Origin of the sequence: Nodosilinea sp. P-1105 (assembly GCF_012911975.1) — a bacterium.
Taxonomy (GTDB): domain Bacteria; phylum Cyanobacteriota; class Cyanobacteriia; order Phormidesmidales; family Phormidesmidaceae; genus Nodosilinea.
On the sequence record NZ_SMDQ01000093.1, the window covers coordinates 1 to 17,017 of the forward strand.

Annotated in this window: 16 protein-coding genes and 2 pseudogenes; 6 read left to right on the plus strand and 12 right to left on the minus strand. The window is 56.4% G+C overall.

The window, feature by feature from the left end; translation table 11 throughout:
- Positions 1 to 239: 239 nt before the first annotated feature.
- The 3 genes from msrA to E1H13_RS24435 are packed head-to-tail and all read right to left on the minus strand — an operon-like array spanning position 240 to position 3,109.
- Positions 240 to 695, minus strand: coding sequence for a peptide-methionine (S)-S-oxide reductase MsrA (gene msrA, locus E1H13_RS24425; protein WP_169617582.1), 456 nt, complete (start codon positions 693 to 695; stop codon positions 240 to 242).
- Positions 696 to 722: 27 nt separating this feature from the next.
- Entirely contained in the window at positions 723 to 1,787 is a 1,065-nt protein-coding gene (locus E1H13_RS24430) for a serine/threonine-protein kinase (protein WP_169617583.1), read from the minus strand.
- Entirely contained in the window at positions 1,784 to 3,109 is a 1,326-nt protein-coding gene (locus E1H13_RS24435) for an AAA family ATPase (protein WP_169617584.1), read from the minus strand. Before E1H13_RS24435 ends, E1H13_RS24430 begins: the two co-directional genes overlap by 4 nt.
- Positions 3,110 to 3,394: 285 nt before the next feature.
- Between E1H13_RS24435 and E1H13_RS24440 the strand changes: the two genes are divergently transcribed.
- Complete coding sequence (locus E1H13_RS24440; RefSeq protein ID WP_206070992.1) at positions 3,395 to 3,652, plus strand: hypothetical protein; 258 nt, start codon at positions 3,395 to 3,397, stop codon at positions 3,650 to 3,652.
- A gap of 296 nt (positions 3,653 to 3,948) precedes the next feature.
- Here E1H13_RS24440 and E1H13_RS28150 read toward each other — a convergent pair.
- The 3 genes and pseudogenes from E1H13_RS28150 to E1H13_RS27515 form a co-directional block, all read right to left on the minus strand.
- Positions 3,949 to 4,119, minus strand: a pseudogene (locus tag E1H13_RS28150) (type II toxin-antitoxin system VapC family toxin); the annotation flags it as partial.
- Positions 4,120 to 4,121: 2 nt separating this feature from the next.
- Positions 4,122 to 4,364, minus strand: coding sequence for a hypothetical protein (locus tag E1H13_RS24445; RefSeq protein WP_240966832.1), 243 nt, complete (start codon positions 4,362 to 4,364; stop codon positions 4,122 to 4,124).
- A 118-nt stretch (positions 4,365 to 4,482) separates the two neighbouring features.
- Positions 4,483 to 4,698: pseudogene (locus tag E1H13_RS27515) on the minus strand (type I restriction-modification system subunit M N-terminal domain-containing protein); the annotation flags it as partial.
- Between the two features lie 194 nt (positions 4,699 to 4,892).
- Between E1H13_RS27515 and E1H13_RS27520 the strand changes: the two are divergent.
- Complete coding sequence (locus E1H13_RS27520) at positions 4,893 to 5,798, plus strand: DUF2207 domain-containing protein (RefSeq protein ID WP_169617587.1); 906 nt, start codon at positions 4,893 to 4,895, stop codon at positions 5,796 to 5,798.
- 8 nt (positions 5,799 to 5,806) lie between these two features.
- Here the strand turns inward: E1H13_RS27520 and E1H13_RS24455 are convergent, their stop codons facing one another.
- Entirely contained in the window at positions 5,807 to 6,739 is a 933-nt protein-coding gene (locus tag E1H13_RS24455) for an RluA family pseudouridine synthase (RefSeq protein WP_347404219.1), read from the minus strand.
- A gap of 99 nt (positions 6,740 to 6,838) precedes the next feature.
- Positions 6,839 to 7,087 (minus strand): hypothetical protein, encoded by a 249-nt coding sequence (locus tag E1H13_RS24460; protein WP_169617588.1) that lies wholly within the window; start codon positions 7,085 to 7,087, stop codon positions 6,839 to 6,841.
- Positions 7,088 to 7,315: 228 nt separating this feature from the next.
- Here E1H13_RS24460 and E1H13_RS24465 point away from each other — a divergent pair, with 228 nt between their 5' ends.
- Complete coding sequence (locus E1H13_RS24465; RefSeq protein WP_169617589.1) at positions 7,316 to 7,786, plus strand: VOC family protein; 471 nt, start codon at positions 7,316 to 7,318, stop codon at positions 7,784 to 7,786.
- Between the two features lie 163 nt (positions 7,787 to 7,949).
- Complete coding sequence (locus tag E1H13_RS24470) at positions 7,950 to 8,705, plus strand: SDR family NAD(P)-dependent oxidoreductase (protein WP_169617590.1); 756 nt, start codon at positions 7,950 to 7,952, stop codon at positions 8,703 to 8,705.
- 16 nt (positions 8,706 to 8,721) lie between these two features.
- Here the strand turns inward: E1H13_RS24470 and E1H13_RS24475 are convergent, their stop codons facing one another.
- A complete protein-coding gene (locus tag E1H13_RS24475) occupies positions 8,722 to 10,152 on the minus strand; it encodes an alpha-amylase family protein (protein WP_240966833.1) in 1,431 nt (476 codons plus the stop codon).
- A 522-nt stretch (positions 10,153 to 10,674) separates the two neighbouring features.
- Here E1H13_RS24475 and E1H13_RS24480 point away from each other — a divergent pair.
- On the plus strand, positions 10,675 to 10,953 hold the full coding sequence (locus E1H13_RS24480; RefSeq protein WP_169617592.1) for a Calvin cycle protein CP12: 279 nt from the start codon (positions 10,675 to 10,677) through the stop codon (positions 10,951 to 10,953).
- A 145-nt stretch (positions 10,954 to 11,098) separates the two neighbouring features.
- Here E1H13_RS24480 and E1H13_RS24485 read toward each other — a convergent pair whose 3' ends face one another.
- On the minus strand, positions 11,099 to 13,273 hold the full coding sequence (locus tag E1H13_RS24485) for an AMIN domain-containing protein (RefSeq protein WP_169617593.1): 2,175 nt from the start codon (positions 13,271 to 13,273) through the stop codon (positions 11,099 to 11,101).
- A gap of 573 nt (positions 13,274 to 13,846) precedes the next feature.
- On the opposite strand from E1H13_RS24485, the gene E1H13_RS24490 reads away from it, so the two are divergent.
- Complete coding sequence (locus tag E1H13_RS24490; protein WP_169617594.1) at positions 13,847 to 14,566, plus strand: COP23 domain-containing protein; 720 nt, start codon at positions 13,847 to 13,849, stop codon at positions 14,564 to 14,566.
- Between the two features lie 15 nt (positions 14,567 to 14,581).
- Here the strand turns inward: E1H13_RS24490 and gor are convergent, their stop codons facing one another.
- On the minus strand, positions 14,582 to 15,934 hold the full coding sequence (gor, locus tag E1H13_RS24495; protein ID WP_169617595.1) for a glutathione-disulfide reductase: 1,353 nt from the start codon (positions 15,932 to 15,934) through the stop codon (positions 14,582 to 14,584).
- Between the two features lie 515 nt (positions 15,935 to 16,449).
- Positions 16,450 to 16,908, minus strand: coding sequence for a cupin domain-containing protein (locus tag E1H13_RS24500; protein ID WP_169617596.1), 459 nt, complete (start codon positions 16,906 to 16,908; stop codon positions 16,450 to 16,452).
- Positions 16,909 to 17,017: the final 109 nt, after the last annotated feature.

Genomic DNA, 17,017 nt, shown 5'->3' on the forward strand with positions numbered 1-17,017 from the left:
TGGCTCATGACGGAGTTGGCAGAACAACGCATTCCGCCCCGAGCGGGGCGCAGTAATCCACGGGTCGTGAAAAAGCCTCGGGCAAAATTCCCCGCCCGAAAACCCTCCCATCGGGGGAGGGGAACGGTTCGACCCCAACTTAATGTCTCGATCCTAATACCAACCTGAACCTTATCCGAACAGTATTGGAACGCCATGTAACCCAACAGTGGCAAGCATTTTGGCCAGAACATTCACGATTAACCAAAGTAACGCTGATGGTCTGCCGAGGCCAGCCAGTAGGTACTGGCTGGCTGGATTTGAGTGACGATGGATTTGTGGTAACGGCCCAGTGCATGCAATTGATGCTTGGAACGCCGGGCGGCTTCGGCTTGGGCAGTGGTGTGGTAGAAAATCACAGATCGATACTGCTCGCCGCGATCGGCTCCCTGGCGGTTGAGACTGGTGGGATCGTGGATGCGCCAGAAGGTGTCGAGCAGGGTGTCGTAGGCTAGGGCAGCGGGGTCAAACTGCACCTGACAGACCTCGGCATGGCCAGTAATACGCGATAGGACGTCAAGATAGCAAGGGTACTCGAAGTGCCCGCCCATATAACCGACAGAGGTATCAACAATGCCGGAGAGCTGACGAAAGGCGGCTTCTACGCCCCAGAAGCACCCGGCCCCAAAGGTAGCAAGTTCAAGCACTTGGGTCATAACCTCTGCATAGGATAATTAAACAAATTACCTCGATTTAAAGGTTAATAACAGCGGCATAGGCTGTTGACTGCGGTCAGCACTCCCGTGCCGTTGACTCCAGCGCCAGCCCAGTAGCCCGTTTGCCAGCAGCAGGGCCAGATTGAGCCCCACCAGCAGTTGCACCCAGCGTTGACTGGTTGTCTGCGCAGGCCGCGATCGCGATTTCCCGGTCCTGGCCTCTAGTCGCCGCAGAATCTCCTCGGCATTGAGCGGTCGCTGTCCCGGAAAGGGAGCCATCAGATCGTCAATCAGATCTGCCAGCCATGGCTCCACCTGGGGGGCGGCACGGCGCCAGTGCAGGGTGCCGGTATCGTCATCGGTATCCAGGTCAACCGGATGCTGCCCGGTCAATAGATGCACCCAGGAGCGCCCCAGGGCGTAGAAGTCTGATTGGGGCACCGCCCTGCCGTTGATTTGCTCCAGGGGGGTATAGCCGGGTGACACGATCGTTGTAACATCCCGCTGGCCGCCGATTTTGGCCAGGTAGGTATTGGTCATCTGCCGGACGGTGCCAAAGTCAATCAGGGCGATCTGGCCATCGGGCCGCAACATTAGGTTGGAGAGTTTAATATCCCGGTGAAACAGCTCGGTCTGGTGCACCAGGGCCAAAATTTCGGTGGCTTGCCGCAGCCAGGTCAGGGCCAGGGGTTGATTCACGGGGCCATACTGGGCCAACCATTGCTCTAAGGTATCACCAGCGATCTTTTCCATCACCAGGCAGGCTAAGGGGGGACCCGTGGCCGGGGTGACGGTAAAGTAGCCATCGGGCTCCACCTGGGGAATACCGGGATGGTGGAGCTGCTGGAGGGTTTTGACTTCCCGCTCGAACAGGGGCAGCAGCTTGGGCTGCTTCAGCACTTTCATCACCTGTAGGCGATCGCCAGCGGCCACTTCAAAAATATCGGCGGGGCTCCAGTCATCGAGGTCGCGTAGGGGACGTAGCAGCCGATAGCGATCGCCGATCAGCAGCGGTGTCCCACAGGCGGCGCAGTGGTCTAGGGCATCGGGCTGCTGCCGTTGGGGGCACCTGGGGTTGATGCAGTAGCTCACGATGGGGCCTCGCGGGAGATGCGATCGCAGACATACTCCATCACCACGGGCCTGAGGGTGAACCCGGCGGCACTTCTCTCCACCAGCGATCGCCGCACCAATGACCCCAGGGGCTGCAAAATATGGGGCGTTAGTTCCTGCTGCAGTCGGTCTACATTGGCGGGGGTTTGGAGCTTGGCCAGGGCATAGAGCAGCTCTTTTTCAGCCATGGATAGCCGCTCAAACTGCTGTTCAATTAAAAAACTGACATCACTGGTGATCAGCGTAATCCGCTGCTTTAAAAAGTCGCTGACGCTGCCATTAAACAAATCGCGCACGTTGGAAGCGACAATTTTTAGCACCAGGGGGTTGCCGCGATAGATTCGAATCAGCTGTTGCCAATGCTGTTCGCCAGACAGATTAGCCTCCTGCAAAATCCCCTGGGCCGCCTCGCCCAGACCGGGCAGATCGAGCGATCGCACCGGCCGATTAGGCCCCTCTAGCATGACAATTTCCTTGGTCGATTCACGACTGGTAATCAGCACGCAACTCTGGTGTTGGGCCTCTCCCAGCTGCCGCAAGAAGTCCCCATAGGCTCCGTAGCCTTCCCGATAGTGGCCCGCAAAGTCCCCCTCTTGCAGCAGGGTATCGAAATTGTCCAGTACGACCAAACAGCGGTGACTGTGCAGGTAGTCGATAACGCTGGCCAGCTGACGGTGGTGATCGGCGGTGGGGTCGATGGCCAGATCGGGCAATTGGGCCAACCAACTTTGCAGGACCGCCTCCAGGGGTGGCCCCGGCCGCAACGATTGCCAGATCAAGCAGTCAAACTGGCTCTGAATATGGCGCACCAACTTGACCACCAGGCTGGTTTTGCCAATCCCCCCGGGGCCAAGCACCATCACCAGGCGGCAGGATTGGGCGGCCCAGGCTTGCAGGGTGGCCAACTCCTGCTGGCGACCATAAAATACCGGCACATCCGGCAATTGTGACCAGTTGATTTTTCGCCAGGTTGAGGTGTACCCCGCCGCCGCCAGCCAGTCGGCCACATCCCGCCAGCTCTCCAGCACGTTATGATCGCGCCCGGTCAGGGTCTCGACGTAGCGGTAGAGGGTGTTACTCAGGTTGACTTCCACAGTTTTAGGGGCCGTAAACCGCTGGGCCGCAATTTCCGCCGGGCTGTAGCGACACAGTAGCCCCCGCAGCAGTTCTTGCTCCATGGAGGTCAGCGACGGCTGCTTGTGGGGGGCCGTCTGTTGCTTAGCGATCGCCAGGTCGGCGTAGAGCCGGTCTAAGTCCCAACTGGCCTGGGCTTCTAGAAAGAGATCATTATCGGCAGCCATAGCCTGAAAACACTGTCGTCTGTTGTCCTGCGTGCTTCTCAGCATAGCAAGCCCTACCCCCCAGCCCAGGTTTATAACCACTTTCATAACCAGGCTTAGGCCTTGGCTAACGCCAGTGTTGCCTAAGGTTGAGCCTAGTAGGGGCGGCATTGCTCAAACAGCCCAGCGGGTCACAGCGCCAAAAGCCCCCGCTGATTATCGACAGTCGACGATGACCCTGATTTACTCACAGGACTGCCGCCCGAAAAGTTCTAACCGTTTTTCCTCTGCTGTGCGATCGCAAGAATGGACATTAAAACCATGACCAACCAAATCCAAACCCTGCCAGAGTCTGACTACCATACCGCTTGGGCCGTGTACGCGCTCTCTTCATTGATCTTCGGCGTTATTGCTGGGGCGGCAGTGGGAGTATTCCTCGGCCTAATTCCAGGCACGACGAAAGCAGGGGCCTTCGTGGCAGGCTTCATCGCTGACCTTATCATCGCCAACATCATATTCCGTCACATTGTAAAAACAATGATTGTGCAGAAAATCACGTCATGATCTGGCAAGGCTCCGCGAGATGACCAACACAGCCAGGTTGGTGATTCCTCTCCTCGTTCCCGCGCTCTGCGTGGGAACGTAATGCGTGGCGCTCCTGCGCCCTGGGGTAGGCGTTCAGCATGGGGACGAGTTTAAAGTCGTTTACAGGGGACAGACATTCACAGCATCACGCTGCTGACTTGGGCGGGGATGCCCACCGTCGGAAAAACCTGGGTCAAGGTCAAAGGGCAGTATGCCGCTCCCCTCACCTTCTTGGAAAAGCCTGGGGGCTAGGCCAGTGAAAATGAAATAGCCCTGAGTGTGCGGGTTGGGTTATTGCTGCGAAATGCCCCATAAAATAGTTCAGCCTTAACTACCGAGCACACAGCCATGTCATCACTTGGGGTAGACAACAGGCAATCTCGTACCGATTTAGAGCGGCCATTCAGATACATTACACACACATTAGTATCCAGCAGATATCGCATCCCTACTCAAACGCTCCAGCCAATTCGTCATCTAGCGCATCTACAATGCCCATGTCATCGACACTAATTGGATCATCCGCACAAACTCCATAGAAATCTTCTAAGGACATTGCAGCAGTAGCTATTCGTTGGACAGGCTGATAAATCACCATCACCTCTACATCTCGATCAGTTAACCCAACCGGAATGTCAAGATGCAGAATGCCATCTTGACCAACTCGTTGCCGTACCTTAATGCTTTCCATCATGGCTCTCCCCGCTTAATCGACTTCCTCACCCAATTCTTGCAATATTCCCTGTAACTCAGCTCAAGCAGCCTCCAGTTCATTAACCGCTTCCCATGATGGCTACTCAGGTGGTTTAGAAGCTTTTTAGCTGTTCTGTCCCCTTATGAGCTTCCAAGTCGTCCCAGCGATACCCCTCTGGTAGCCCAGCTTCAGTTTCCGTCTCCTTAGCCATCTTCAAGAAAAGGAGGTACGTAAGCTCAGTTACGTACTTGTGATAAATGATTCCTCCATCCTTCAGGATGTTACAGAGGTTCCATAGCTTGGCGACGATATCGTGGGTTGTGTTGCTCATAGCTTTGGTATTTTACCCTTGCTTGGCCTTGGTTTCAGCCTATTTATGGGCATTCACCAAAAGACCTAGCCCAGGTTTATAACCGTTTTCATAACGGGGCTTAGGCACTAGCTAACCCCGATGTTGCCTAAGGTTGAGCCTAGTGGAGGCGGCATGATGCTTACCGCCCCCAGCTTAAAAACTAGGTTAACGCCATGATTAATCTCAAACCCTTTCCTAAAATTAGCCGTTGGCTGATCGTCAGTCTATGCACCGGCCTACTAGTAGTAGGTCTCGGCTTAGGGCCATTGGGTCTAAGCCCAGCCCAGGCGGATGTCCCTTTTTACTGGGACTGGATCAACGTGGATATTAACCTGCAAGCCAACGGTGACATGCTGGTCACCGAAGCCCAAAAATATACCTTTACCAGCGACCATACGTCCCAACGCTATCGCTATATCCCCCTCGATCGCCTGCACCGGATTACCGATGCCCAGGTTTACCAAGACGATCAACCGATTCCCACCCAAACCGGCATCCGCAACAATCAGTACTGGATTCGCTGGCAACACGACTTAAATGCGCCCGAATCCCACACCTTTGTGCTGAAGTATCGGGTCGTAGGCGGGGTGCTCAACCGGGGAGAAAACTATAGCCAAATCTACTGGCGGGCTCTGTTCCCGGAGCGAGATGCGCCGATCAATCGGGGTAAGGTGACCGTCCATGTCCCTGAGGAACTGGTGGGTAACATCAGTCAATTTGAAAGCCGGGGGGTGCCATCCAGCGATCGCCAGATTGCCCCCGATACCTTTGAATTCAGCGTCGACCGCCCCCTCGCCCCCAAGCAGTTCCTGGACGTGCGATTGCAATTCCCCAGTGGCCTGCTTGATCTGAGCACCGCCCAGTCCCCCTCAGGCCTGTCCAGATTGGCTGACTATTTATGGATCGGCTTCATATTGTTAGGCGGAGGATTCATGATTTTCATTGGCATCTGCAATGGCTACAGCGATAGTTACAGCGGCTATGGCGGCTATGGCGGCTATGGCGGTGGCGGTGGCTACGGCGGTGGCGGTGGCGGCGGCTGTGGTGGCGGCGGTTGTGGTGGTGGCGGCGGCGGCTAGCCCAACGTCTAAGTGCGCGATCGCAGCACCGCCAGTAACTTAGTAAAGTGGTCGGGCAGGGGGGCGATCGCCACCACGGGCTCCCCACTGGCGGGGTGGCGCAATTCTAACCGCTGGGCGTGGAGCGCCTGCCCCGGCAGGTTTACCCCCATATCCCGTTTCGGGCCATAGGTGAGGTCGCCCACAATCGGGTGACCCCCATGGGCGCTGTGCACCCTGATTTGGTGGGTGCGTCCGGTTTCCAGCCGAAATCGCAGCAGGGAGAAATTGCCCAGCCGCTCCTCCACCTGCCAGTGGGTGACCGCATGGCGACCTTTTTCCAGGGGCACCACGGCATTTTTTTTGCGATCGGCGGGGTGCCGCCCCAGGGGGGCATCAATGGTGCCAGTCTCGGTTTTGGGCGCCCCGTAGACCACCCCCAGGTACTCCCGGCGGGCGGTTTTGGCTTTCATTTGCGCCTGTAGGTCGCTGTGGGCCAGATCCGTTTTGGCCACGACGATCGCCCCGGTGGTGTCCTTATCCAGGCGGTGCACAATGCCGGGACGTTGGACGCCCCCGATGCCCAGCAGTTGGTCCCCACAGTGGGCCAGCACCGCATTCACCAGGGTGCCGTTCATATTGCCGGGGGCCGGATGTACCACCAGCCCAGCGGGTTTATTGATAATGATCAGGTGCTGATCTTCGTAGAGAATCTCCAGGGGGATAGCCTCTGGGGTCAGCTCCAGGGGCTTGGGTTCGGGGATAGTTAGCTGGATGCGATCGCCCACCTGCACCGTCGCTTTCTTGTTGGTACAGCACTGGCCATTCAGGTGCACATACTCCCAGTCGATGAGCTTTTGAATCCGATTGCGGGAGAGAGCTTTGACATGGGCCGTCAGCCAGCGATCGAGCCGTTCTGGATCAGCGTGTTCGACGGTCAGTTCTAGGGTTTGGTCAGCGATGGCGAAGATTTGAGCGCGATAGATGTTTTACCATCCTAAGGTATCGGTACAGTATCTCCAGATCCCAGTGATTGAGGGTTCTTTTTGAGCCAGCCAGGTTCAGTTGCTGGCCAACTGCTTCAGGACAATTCCCACCAGGGCGATCGCCGCACTGATCGCCAGTCCAGCGCTAATGCCACCCACCCACTTAATCACATCCCAGGTCCTGTCCTGCCACTGCTGGGTCTGGTCCCAGGTTCTATCCTGCCATTTCTGGGTCTGCTCAAGCTCTACAGTGAGCTTATCGAGCTTATCGTTGAGATCCTGCAGGGCCTCTTGTAAGGCGGGTTCTGGGTTGGCGTCAGCCATGGCGTTTCCTTGAGCAGACAATGGATGCAGTCTGTCTAGATCTTAGACTACATAACCTCGATAAGCGCTTACCATCAGCACCAAACCAAGTATTTGCACCAGCAAAACCATTGACCTGTAGAGTAAACTACGGGCACAACCAGTATGAGAAACCGCTGTAGAGAATCGCGTCAAGAAAACGCGTAAGTTTGTTTTGAAAACGCGTAAAACACATTTTTTGCATTAAACATGACTTCATTACCGGCCAATGCTGCTGTCTCAGCCCCCACCCTGGCGGTGGGGCAACTGCGCCGGGTGCACCATATTGCCCTGAATGTCAAAGACATGGCGGCGTCGCGGCAATTTTATGGCGGCCTGCTGGGGCTGCGGGAACTGACCGGCGATCAGGTGGATGACACCCTGAAAGACCTGGTGGCTACCGGTAAAGTGGCCAATTTTGTCACCCCCGACGGCCTCATTTTGGATTTGTTCGCGGCCCCGGATCTAGAGCCGCCAGATCCAGATCCTGAGCAGTCTTTCACCCGGGCCTACCACCTGGCCTTTGACATCGACCCGACCCAATTTGACCAGGCGCTAGAGGCCTTGCAGCAGAACGACATTGCGATCGCCCACGGCCCCGTCAGTCGCCCCACAGGTCGCGGGGTCTATTTCTACGATCCAGACGGCTTCATGGTGGAAATTCGCTGCGACCCCAGTTAATCAGGCTGGGCCAGGGATTGCACCAGTGGCTGGACAGGCGGCCCAGCCGTTGACCCCGATCGGCCAAAGTGCCTGGTCCGGGACTGTCGCCCTGGGAAACCCAGCACCCTGATTAAATTTTAATTAGAGTTTAAAAGACATTCATTCTTTTCATAGGTTCAGCATGGCAGAAGCACGGGGTAGCGCCCTGGTGGTGGGTGCGAGCCAGGGGATTGGCCTGGGTTTTGTCAACCAGCTCTTGCAAGATGGGCGGTTCCAGCAGATCTATGGCACCTACCGCCAGCCCGACTCGGCCCAGGGGTTGTTGACTCTGGCGGAGCGGGTGCCTCGGCTGACCCCCCTGGCGGTCGATGTCACCGACGAAGCCTCCCTGGCTACCGCCATCGGGACCATTCAGGGCCGCACGCCCCAGCTGCATCGGGTGGTGTACTGTGTGGGCTGGCTCCATGATGGCCCGCTGCAACCGGAAAAAAGCTTGCGGCAGCTCGATCAGGCTCAACTGCTGCGATCGTTTGAGGTCAACACCATCGGTGCCGGGTTAGTGGCCAAACACTGCCTGCCCCTGCTCAACCATGACCAGCCCAGCCTGCTGGCAGCCCTGTCGGCCAAAATTGGCAGCATTGGCGACAACCGACTGGGGGGCTGGTATGGCTATCGGGCCTCGAAGGCGGCCCTGAATATGCTGTTCAAAACGGCGGCGATCGAGTATGCCCGCAAAAGCCCCAATACGATTCTGGCCCTGCTGCACCCCGGCACCACCGATACCCAGCTGTCCCAGCCGTTTCAGCGGGGGGTGCCCCCCGAAAAGCTGTTTTCGGTGCAGCGCACCGTGTCCCAGCTGATGACGGTGATGGATAACCTTACCCCCGCCGACAGCGGCGAGTTTTTTAACTGGGATGGTAGCCGCTTGCCCTGGTAAGCCTCTACATAAACCTCTACAATTGGGCACCAACATGGAGCGCGATCGCATCGCCGGGCGGAATAGTGGCGATAAATCGACCAGTGGCATTCACCTGAATCACCCTGGCCCCATTGGCGCAGGCGGTGGCTCCATTGGCGGGTACCAGAGCCCCTTCTACCACATTGCAGTAGCGTCCCTGGGGAAGCTGGGTTTGAAACCAACGGGTCAGCTGTTCGGTGTCATGGTTAATTACCACAAAGCCGCGATCGCCTCGACCAAAAGCAATTTGATTCGCGCCATTGCTCCACCAATCAGTCACCTCTGCCACGGGCTGGGTGACATTGCGAAAGCCCACCATATTGGTGATCGCAGTCCAGCGATGTTCGCAAACCCAGTCCCCAAAACACTGGGCAACGCCATCCTGATAGACGGGCTGGGTTACCCCGGCTGCATCCGCCGGCGGTCCCTGTTCAGAGTCCTCAAAGGCATAGCTAGACATTAGCTTGGGCTGACCATAGGGAAAGGCCAGCATAAACACATTCGCCAGGGCATAGCGGTGATCATCCTTATGGGTAAGGTAGTTGCCACCGCCCCCATGGCCCCGTTGCTTATCATGGTTATCAATGAACACCACCGCCAGATGATCCGGGGCCAGCCCCCAGGCTTCCCCCAGGGTTTCGAGCTGGGCCAGGGTTCGCCCCCCTTTGCCCAAAAAGGCCTCACTCACTATCCGGCCATACTCAAAATCCAGCACCTGGCCATAGGCGTAGTACTCCTCTTTGCGGATGGCTTCGGTACCTGGGTCGATCACCTCCTGGTAAATGAGCAGGTCTTGATCAGGATGGGCAGCCCGTAGCCGAGCAATAATCTGCCCCAACTCCTCAGCCCGGATATGCTTGGCCGCATCAATCCGAAAACCACTGACCCCCAAGTCCACCAGATCACTCATATAGTTAACCAGGGTGGCTTGGACATACTCAGAACTGGTATCCAGGTCGGCCAAGCCCACCAGTTCGCACTGGGTGACGTTTTCGGCGTCGCCATAGTCCGTCACTGGTTGGCGACAGTCGTTAAAGTCATCCCAACTGTAAAGGCTTGGATACTCATACTTAGTGAATTCAGTGCCGGCACTGCCCACACCGCTCTCGAACCCCGCCATGTGATTGATCACTGCGTCAGCGTAAATCTCCACCCCAGCCTGGTTGCAGCGTTCAATCATCGCCGCCAGTTCCTGCCGCGTCCCACTACGACTCTCCAGCTGGTAGCTAATCGGTTGGTAGCGCTGCCACCAGGGAAAGCCATAGTCGGGTAAAACGATATGTTCTTGGGGTGGGGAGATTTGTACCCCCTTAAAGCCATGGGGCCCCAGATGGGTTTCACATTCTGTTGCGATATCGTTCCAGGTCCACTCAAACAAATGGACGAGAGTGGTGGGCTCAGCCCCGTCTACCGCAGCCTCTGGCATCCCATCCATCGATGAAACACTGGTTATTGGTAGAACTGACAACGCCAGACCAATTAGTCCTGCCGCTGAAAAGAGATTAAAAAGGAGTTTTTCTATAGCCACCATGGGTTTAAACGGTATAAAAAACAACGTTTTGTATGTTTGAGGACGCGGATTTATCCCCCTGATAGCATTCACGTTTGGCCAGGTAAACTACCAGGGGACAAAAAGTGGGCGATCGCCATTTAGTCAGGGCCGACGACAATATAACCACCGTTACTGACAATGTCAGGTTCTAGGTAGCAGGTAGCAGGTGGCAGGATTGGTTGTCTGACCTATGCCACAGCGTACTAGCTATGATCAGGCCTACATCGGGGGCGACGATCATCGGGGCTACTGTTACAGTTCGCTACGGTACATTGCCTATCGTTGAAAAATGCCAACAAACATAACGTCAACTTATGTTTTTGGTGGACGAATAATCTGAGAAATTATCGCTAGGGTAGAGCTATCAACTCCAGATTTCGAGGACAAGTATTCCTAATGGTTCAAACCCCCTATTCCCCATCTATGTCCCTAGAAACGATCCCTACCTCTGCTCCCTCAGCATCCCTAGACGGCACCATCAAAGCTGCCCTAGAGCATGCCCGTCGCCTCACCGATATGTACGGTACCAGCAATATTGAAGTTGCCCTGGCTTGGGAAACTGTAGATGAACTAGAAACCGCTCGCACGCACCAAAAAACGCTCCAGATGTCTAGCCTGGAACGCTACTGTATTGCCTATCCTGATGCCGCTGAATGCCGCATTTACGAGGATTAAGGCAACTTCTGCAAACCTTTCTCCCCTACGGTAGCCACGATCGCTGACCGGAAGGGGAGATTTAGGTTCTCGACAACTTCCTCAATGAAAGTTACGGGTATCCGGGGGCCAAGGGAAGATCAATCAATGCCCCGGCCCCCGAAAGCTACCAGTCGCCTGGGGTTCCCCATTCACGACTACGCTCTGGGGCTGCTGCTACCGGCATGGCCCGGGGTACATCTTGAATCACCTGTACATGGATGATTTGGTTGGGCTCTAGGGTAATTAAGTGGGGAGATGTGCCGACAGCGGTGGTTGCCCCTACCAGGGCTCCTCCGAGTAATGCAAACGCGCCAAATCCCCCGGTTAGCAAGGTCATGGCTAAGGCCCCAGCCCCAGTCCCCAAGGCCAGCATGCCGGGAGCAATATCTGGGGGACCGATAAAGTATTCAGTATTGCTGGCTAAAGGCACCCGCTGTCCATTGGGCGTAATCAGGGTGTGGCTGACCCAGCGCTGGCCATTTTGGCCAGGTTCAAAATGGCCAATCAGTTGGCTACCAGCAGGGGCCAGCACCCCATGGGTAATGGGGTCACGAATGTCGTTTTGCAACAGCATCACTTCATTAGCCTTAAAGTCTCCGAGGGGACGCGCTTCGTTGCCGGGATAGCGTAGGGCCAGTACGGTACCAGCGGCGATTAGGGTATCGGGGGAGACAGGGCGATCGCTGGGGGGAGTCCCGGGCTGGGGCACAGCTCCATGGGAGGGTGCGCCATAGGTGACATCATCCCCTGGCAGAGGGGCGCCAAAGGGAATCGCTTCTCCAGCCGCGATCGCAAAGGGTGGGGGCAATTCTGCTGGCAGGCCAGGGGTGGCTGCGGTGCCAGGGGCCGTGGGCACGGCGAGGGGAGCTTGGTCGGCCGCAGGGGGAGGGGAATGGCCGGGGGGTGGATCGACCGCGATCGCCCTGGTAGGAGCGGCCTCAGCGGGTGCAGGGGCTACCGCCTGGGCTGGGGGCTGAGCTGGCGGTTCTTGGGCCATGACTGGAGCCGACTCTGGCGTTGAAGTGGGTGGAGTGGCCGGGGCTGCTGCGGGTGCTGACTCAGCCGGTACCGGGGGCGCTTCCGCTACTTCGGCAGGAGCTGGTTCTGCCGGTGGCGCTTCCGCTACAGGCTCAGTGGGAGTAGGTTCTGCCGGGGCCGCTTCCGCTACAGGCTCAGTAGGGGCTGGTTCAGTCGGTGGCGTTTCAGCCATGGGTTCAGTAGGGGCCGATTCGGCCACTGAGGGTTGCACCGGAATCGGCACCCCTGTGGTTTCAGAATCAATGGGTGCATCGGGTGTATCCCCCCCTGGGGAAGGGGATTCAGGGGCGGGGGTTACTGACACTGGAGGCAGATCCGGCAGTGCCGGGGCCGTGACTGTAGGCTCTGAGGATCGAGCTGCTGGGGGTTCAGCGCTTTCAGGGGTGGTCGGTTCAGTGGCCGCTGATGCCTCAGCGCCCCGGGGCGGGGGTGGTGTGGTCAAGGCCACCGAGTCAGACGGGGTAGAGGCGGGTGGAGTTGCAGCGGTGTCTGGAGGACTCAGGGGCGCTGAGGCTGGGGGCGTTGTTGGGGCAGTACCCACCGTTGCATCCAGATCCTCAAGGCTGGGTACAGAAACCTGTTCCGATCCAGCAAAGCCAATATTGAAAGGGTCAATGGGTAAGGTTTCAGGTAGGTTAGCCAAGTTGTCAATGTCAGAAGGCAGCATCAAATTCGCTGCTGATGTACTCAGCCGCCCGGTACCTGCTGCCGGAAAAGCCAGGTAAGGATCAGCCGCTGGCATGGTGGGCAACTCGACAATCATGCCGTTGCCATTGCCCGATATGGGAGGTGTGGCGGGCAGATCAGCCACAGCTGCCGCAGGGGTCGTCAACGGGGTGATCACCCACCGAGTTTGCTCCCCCGCGGCCATGGATACGAGCTGAACCGGCTCCTCAGCCAGAGCAACCTCGGGGGACACATCGAGCACCACCTGCACCGTACCGGGGGTGACCTGGCTGAGGGAAATGCGCTGGATCGCCCCCTCGTAGGTTTGCTCGGTGGCCACGTCCCCCAGTTGGGTCTGGGGCAGTTCGATCACCAACTGATTTGTGCCTGCCTCGATGGCATACTGAGGCACCACCCCACTGGGTAAAGTGAGCGTTAATTGCTGGGTGGCAGGATCAAACTGCCAGGCTGACAGGGTAGCTGCCGCAGAGGTCGCTGGACTGAGCAACAGCAGCGTAGACACCAGAGCGCCGCTACCCATTCCCAAACGGGTCCAGCTCAAGGAAGACGTGGGTGAAGATGTCAGGAATGCCATGGGTATTGCCAAAGAGAAGAGCGGTCGGGGTGGTCACAGAAAGCAATTGTTCGACGCCCGCCTAAAGCAAAACGTGGCCCAAGCAGGGGGTGAGACAGATGCCCAATGGGACGATCTGTCCCCAAGCTTAGTCGCTGGCACTAAATGCAGCGTAGGTTGATCGCTCTCATGACCTAAATACAGCGTGTGCTGCTAAACCTCCCCCAAGGATACGCACAATCTCAAGAATTGCAAGGGCTATTTAGACCGATAGCGGCAGCACGTTAGTCAGGGAACTGAAGCAGGACGCAAGGCGTCGTATCTCATAAGTAAGTAAGTGAATAGCTGGTCGAAACCGATATGCCCGGTAAGGATGGTGGAGAAACCCAGGGTTCTACGGAGGGCGTTACCCGATTTGGGTGGTTACCCTAAAGATCCCGTGATGGTGCTACCCATCGTTGCTGCGGTAACGCTAATGGTGGCAATCCGTCAGCCAGCGTAAACCTGTTTGACCGCAGTTTAGCTAGCTGGGTTGATTCATCCTTAGCCTGGGTTAGCTACACCAAAGACGATTGTTCTGGAGACACACGAACCATGACCCGTTCTAGAATTCCTGGCCTTTCACGATGGGCCGCTAGTGGCGTGCTGGTGCCGGTGATGCTGGGGACCGTTGTCGCCCCAGTTGCCCTGGCCCAAACCGCTGAAGATGCGCCCACTGAAGCCGAGACCGCTGGCGAACCAGCCCCAGCGGCATCACAGTTTGTCTGCCAGATGCACAACGGTCAACCGACGGTGATGTATGCACCAGCCAGCCAGCCAGGGCAGCTATATCCCTGGGCTGTGCCCCAGGACATGGGAAGTGCCTGGCCAGCCCAGCGACGCTGCGAAACCATTAGCGCCCGCTTAGAGTCCTATCGTCCCGATGGGCTTTTAACCCTCGATACCGGGGTCGAGAATGGTTACAACATCGTCTGTGTTACTACCCAGGCGGTAGACAGCTGCCGCATTGTGTTTACGGTGCCAGAGGGGCAAGACCCTACATTTACGCGAGATCAGGTGTTTGAGAACCTGGCCACCGCCGACCAGGGGCAACAAACCCAGGGAATCAATACATTAACGGGCAATGGCAGCATTCTGGGGCAGATTGGTGAAGCCCTGGGCCTTCCCCAGGCTGGGGGTAGTTTCCCGACTCAACCGAGCGGTAGCATCGGTCTCAGGCCGTTTTTGGACCCCTCAGACGGGGGCACTGGGGCTAACCTCCGGGGTGGCAGTGCGACCCCGGGGCGGCAACTGAATCCAGATAGCTTCCGCTAAGCTAAGGCGGCCGCGTTAGCGCATGGTGACGAACTCTTCAGCGGAACTGGGATGGATGGCGACGGTGGCGTCGAATTCGGCTTTAGTGGCTCCCATTTTGACGGCGATCGCAACCCCCTGAATAATTTCAGCCGCATGATCGCCCACCATATGGGCTCCCAGGACCCGATCCGTAGATTTCTGTACCACTAATTTCATTAGGGTCTTGGCTTCAATCCCTGGCAAGGTGTAGTACATGGGACGGAACCGAGAGCGGTAGGTCTGAATGTCAGTGTCGCCAAATTGATCCTTGGCCTCTTGCTCCGTCAGCCCCACGGTGCCCATCTCAGGGGTGGTAAACACAGCGGTTGGTACAGCGTCATAGTTCATGACGCCCGGTTTTTGGCCAAATTCGCGATCGGCAAAAATTCGCCCTTCCTTAATGGCTACCGGGGTGAGGTTAATCCGATCCGTGACATCGCCGACGGCAAAGATATGGGGAACACTGGTGCGGTTATAGTCATCAACGGCGATCGCGCCATTTTCTATAGACACCGCCGTTTTGTCTAACCCCAGCTTGTCAATATTGGGGATGCGCCCGGTGGCCGCGAGGCTCACGGCATCCACCAACACATGTTGGGCACCTGTGGCGGTGGTAATGGTGACATCTACCCCGTCTTTAGTTTTTTCAAAGGCGACGGGTTGACACTCCGTCATCACTTTGACCCCAGCATTGGCCATAGCCGTTTGAATCTCTTGACGCATGCCATCATCAAACCCGCGCAAAATCGCATTGCTGCGTACAATCTGGGTAACCTGGCAGCCCAGACCATTCAAAATCGAGGCAAACTCACTACCAATGTAGCCGCCCCCAACGATTGCAATCCGCTGGGGCTGCTGAGGCAGGTGAAAAATATCATCCGAGGTAATCGTGAACTCAATGCCTGGAATCTCTGGCCTGACCGGACGCCCCCCCACCGCAATCAAAATTTTGCCAGCGGTGATGGTCTCTTCCCCCACTTGTAGGGTGTGGTCGTCAATAAACTGGGCGAAGTGGCGGAAAAGCTTCACCCCCGACTTATCCAACATGGTCTGATAAATGCCATTGAGACGGGTCGTCTCGTTATTCACAGCCGTCATCAGCGTGGGCCAATCAAAGCTGGTCTCCCCGACGGTCCAGCCGTAACCCTTAGCCGCCTTAAACTGCTCCGGAAAGTGGGACGCATACACCATCAATTTCTTGGGTACACAGCCCCGATTAACGCAGGTACCACCTAATCGCCCTGCTTCGGCTAGACCAACTTTGACGCCATATTCTGTCGATCGTCGAGCTGCTGCTATGCCCCCCGATCCACCACCAATCACAAACAGGTCAAAATCGTAGGCCATAACTCCACTCCTAACTTGACGACTGGTTATAGTCTATCGAGGGAACTGGGTTCCTGTCGGTGATGGGGAATCAGACGAATCTCGGAATACCATCTCGGTTGAGAACTTTGTGCCGTCCGCGCCAACGTAGTTATAGGGACAGAGTTGCTGCCAATAAAATTCAAGATTCCTTAACTAGACTAGCTACTGGGTCTGGGTTTCCAGCCATCATCAAACCCCCAGCTTAACCAAGAAATGTATTGATCGACTAGAACACTAGCAACGTCTATAATTTCGTTTGCTTCATAAGGCTTGACTGCTATTCCATGAATGGCGGCATTAGATAGCTTTAATATTTTCTGTATCAACTTGGCTTGTTCTAGCGTTATAGCGCTAGCGTCATGCAATCTTTTAATTAAGCGACTTCCCGAATCTACCGGTGTGATTTTCACTCCGAAACCCCGAGCAATATTTTTCGCCAGAACGTCGACTTCTAAACGTAAACCAGCAAGTGCAAGGTGCCTTGTTGGGCAGTATCACCGCTCGATATTCTGAATGTTTGAATGATCGACCACATTCCACTCACCGTTGTTACGATAAAGACGTTTGTTTTGGTTAGGGTAATCAGTAACGTCTTGACTGAGACGCTGCCCCATGACTAGGCAGACCAGTGGCTCCGAGCCGGTAGCCAACATTGAGTGTGCGACGCCATTGAGTGGGCACCCGATGAAATCTCCGGGGCCAACTGCATGTGCGTCATTACCAATAAAGGCGGTGCCCTGGCCAGAGAGGACGTAAACGCACTCCTCCTCGAAGAGGTGAACGTGATGCTCGGTGGAGTAGTGACCGGGCAAGACCGAGATGACATGAACGCCAATATTTTTGAGGCCTACGGCATCGCCGAGCGACTTGTTGATGCGAACGGCGGCCTCGTTAAGAAAGTGAACCTTCTTTTGCCCCGCCATATCGGCAATAGCTTTTGCTGAGAGATGCATCACTGCTCCTTTGCTGCCCAGCGGTGAAGTTGTGCGGCGGCAGACACACTCGAATTCTCATCGATAAACTCCGTTCCGTCCGCACCAACGCAGTGTTGGGCTGCGCTGC

What these genes read in the sequence shown, in the direction of transcription:
- msrA (WP_169617582.1), bottom strand. Translation starts at nt 695, where the DNA reads ATGACCCAAGTGCTTGAACTTGCTACCTTTGGGGCCGGGTGCTTCTGG.
- E1H13_RS24435 (WP_169617584.1), bottom strand. Translation starts at nt 3,109, where the DNA reads ATGGCTGCCGATAATGATCTCTTTCTAGAAGCCCAGGCCAGTTGGGAC.
- E1H13_RS24440 (WP_206070992.1), top strand. Translation starts at nt 3,395, where the DNA reads ATGGACATTAAAACCATGACCAACCAAATCCAAACCCTGCCAGAGTCT.
- E1H13_RS24445 (WP_240966832.1), bottom strand. Translation starts at nt 4,364, where the DNA reads ATGGAAAGCATTAAGGTACGGCAACGAGTTGGTCAAGATGGCATTCTG.
- E1H13_RS27520 (WP_169617587.1), top strand. Translation starts at nt 4,893, where the DNA reads ATGATTAATCTCAAACCCTTTCCTAAAATTAGCCGTTGGCTGATCGTC.
- E1H13_RS24460 (WP_169617588.1), bottom strand. Translation starts at nt 7,087, where the DNA reads ATGGCTGACGCCAACCCAGAACCCGCCTTACAAGAGGCCCTGCAGGAT.
- E1H13_RS24465 (WP_169617589.1), top strand. Translation starts at nt 7,316, where the DNA reads ATGACTTCATTACCGGCCAATGCTGCTGTCTCAGCCCCCACCCTGGCG.
- E1H13_RS24470 (WP_169617590.1), top strand. Translation starts at nt 7,950, where the DNA reads ATGGCAGAAGCACGGGGTAGCGCCCTGGTGGTGGGTGCGAGCCAGGGG.
- E1H13_RS24475 (WP_240966833.1), bottom strand. Translation starts at nt 10,152, where the DNA reads ATGCCAGAGGCTGCGGTAGACGGGGCTGAGCCCACCACTCTCGTCCAT.
- E1H13_RS24480 (WP_169617592.1), top strand. Translation starts at nt 10,675, where the DNA reads ATGGTTCAAACCCCCTATTCCCCATCTATGTCCCTAGAAACGATCCCT.
- E1H13_RS24485 (WP_169617593.1), bottom strand. Translation starts at nt 13,273, where the DNA reads ATGGCATTCCTGACATCTTCACCCACGTCTTCCTTGAGCTGGACCCGT.
- E1H13_RS24490 (WP_169617594.1), top strand. Translation starts at nt 13,847, where the DNA reads ATGACCCGTTCTAGAATTCCTGGCCTTTCACGATGGGCCGCTAGTGGC.
- gor (WP_169617595.1), bottom strand. Translation starts at nt 15,934, where the DNA reads ATGGCCTACGATTTTGACCTGTTTGTGATTGGTGGTGGATCGGGGGGC.
- E1H13_RS24500 (WP_169617596.1), bottom strand. Translation starts at nt 16,908, where the DNA reads ATGCATCTCTCAGCAAAAGCTATTGCCGATATGGCGGGGCAAAAGAAG.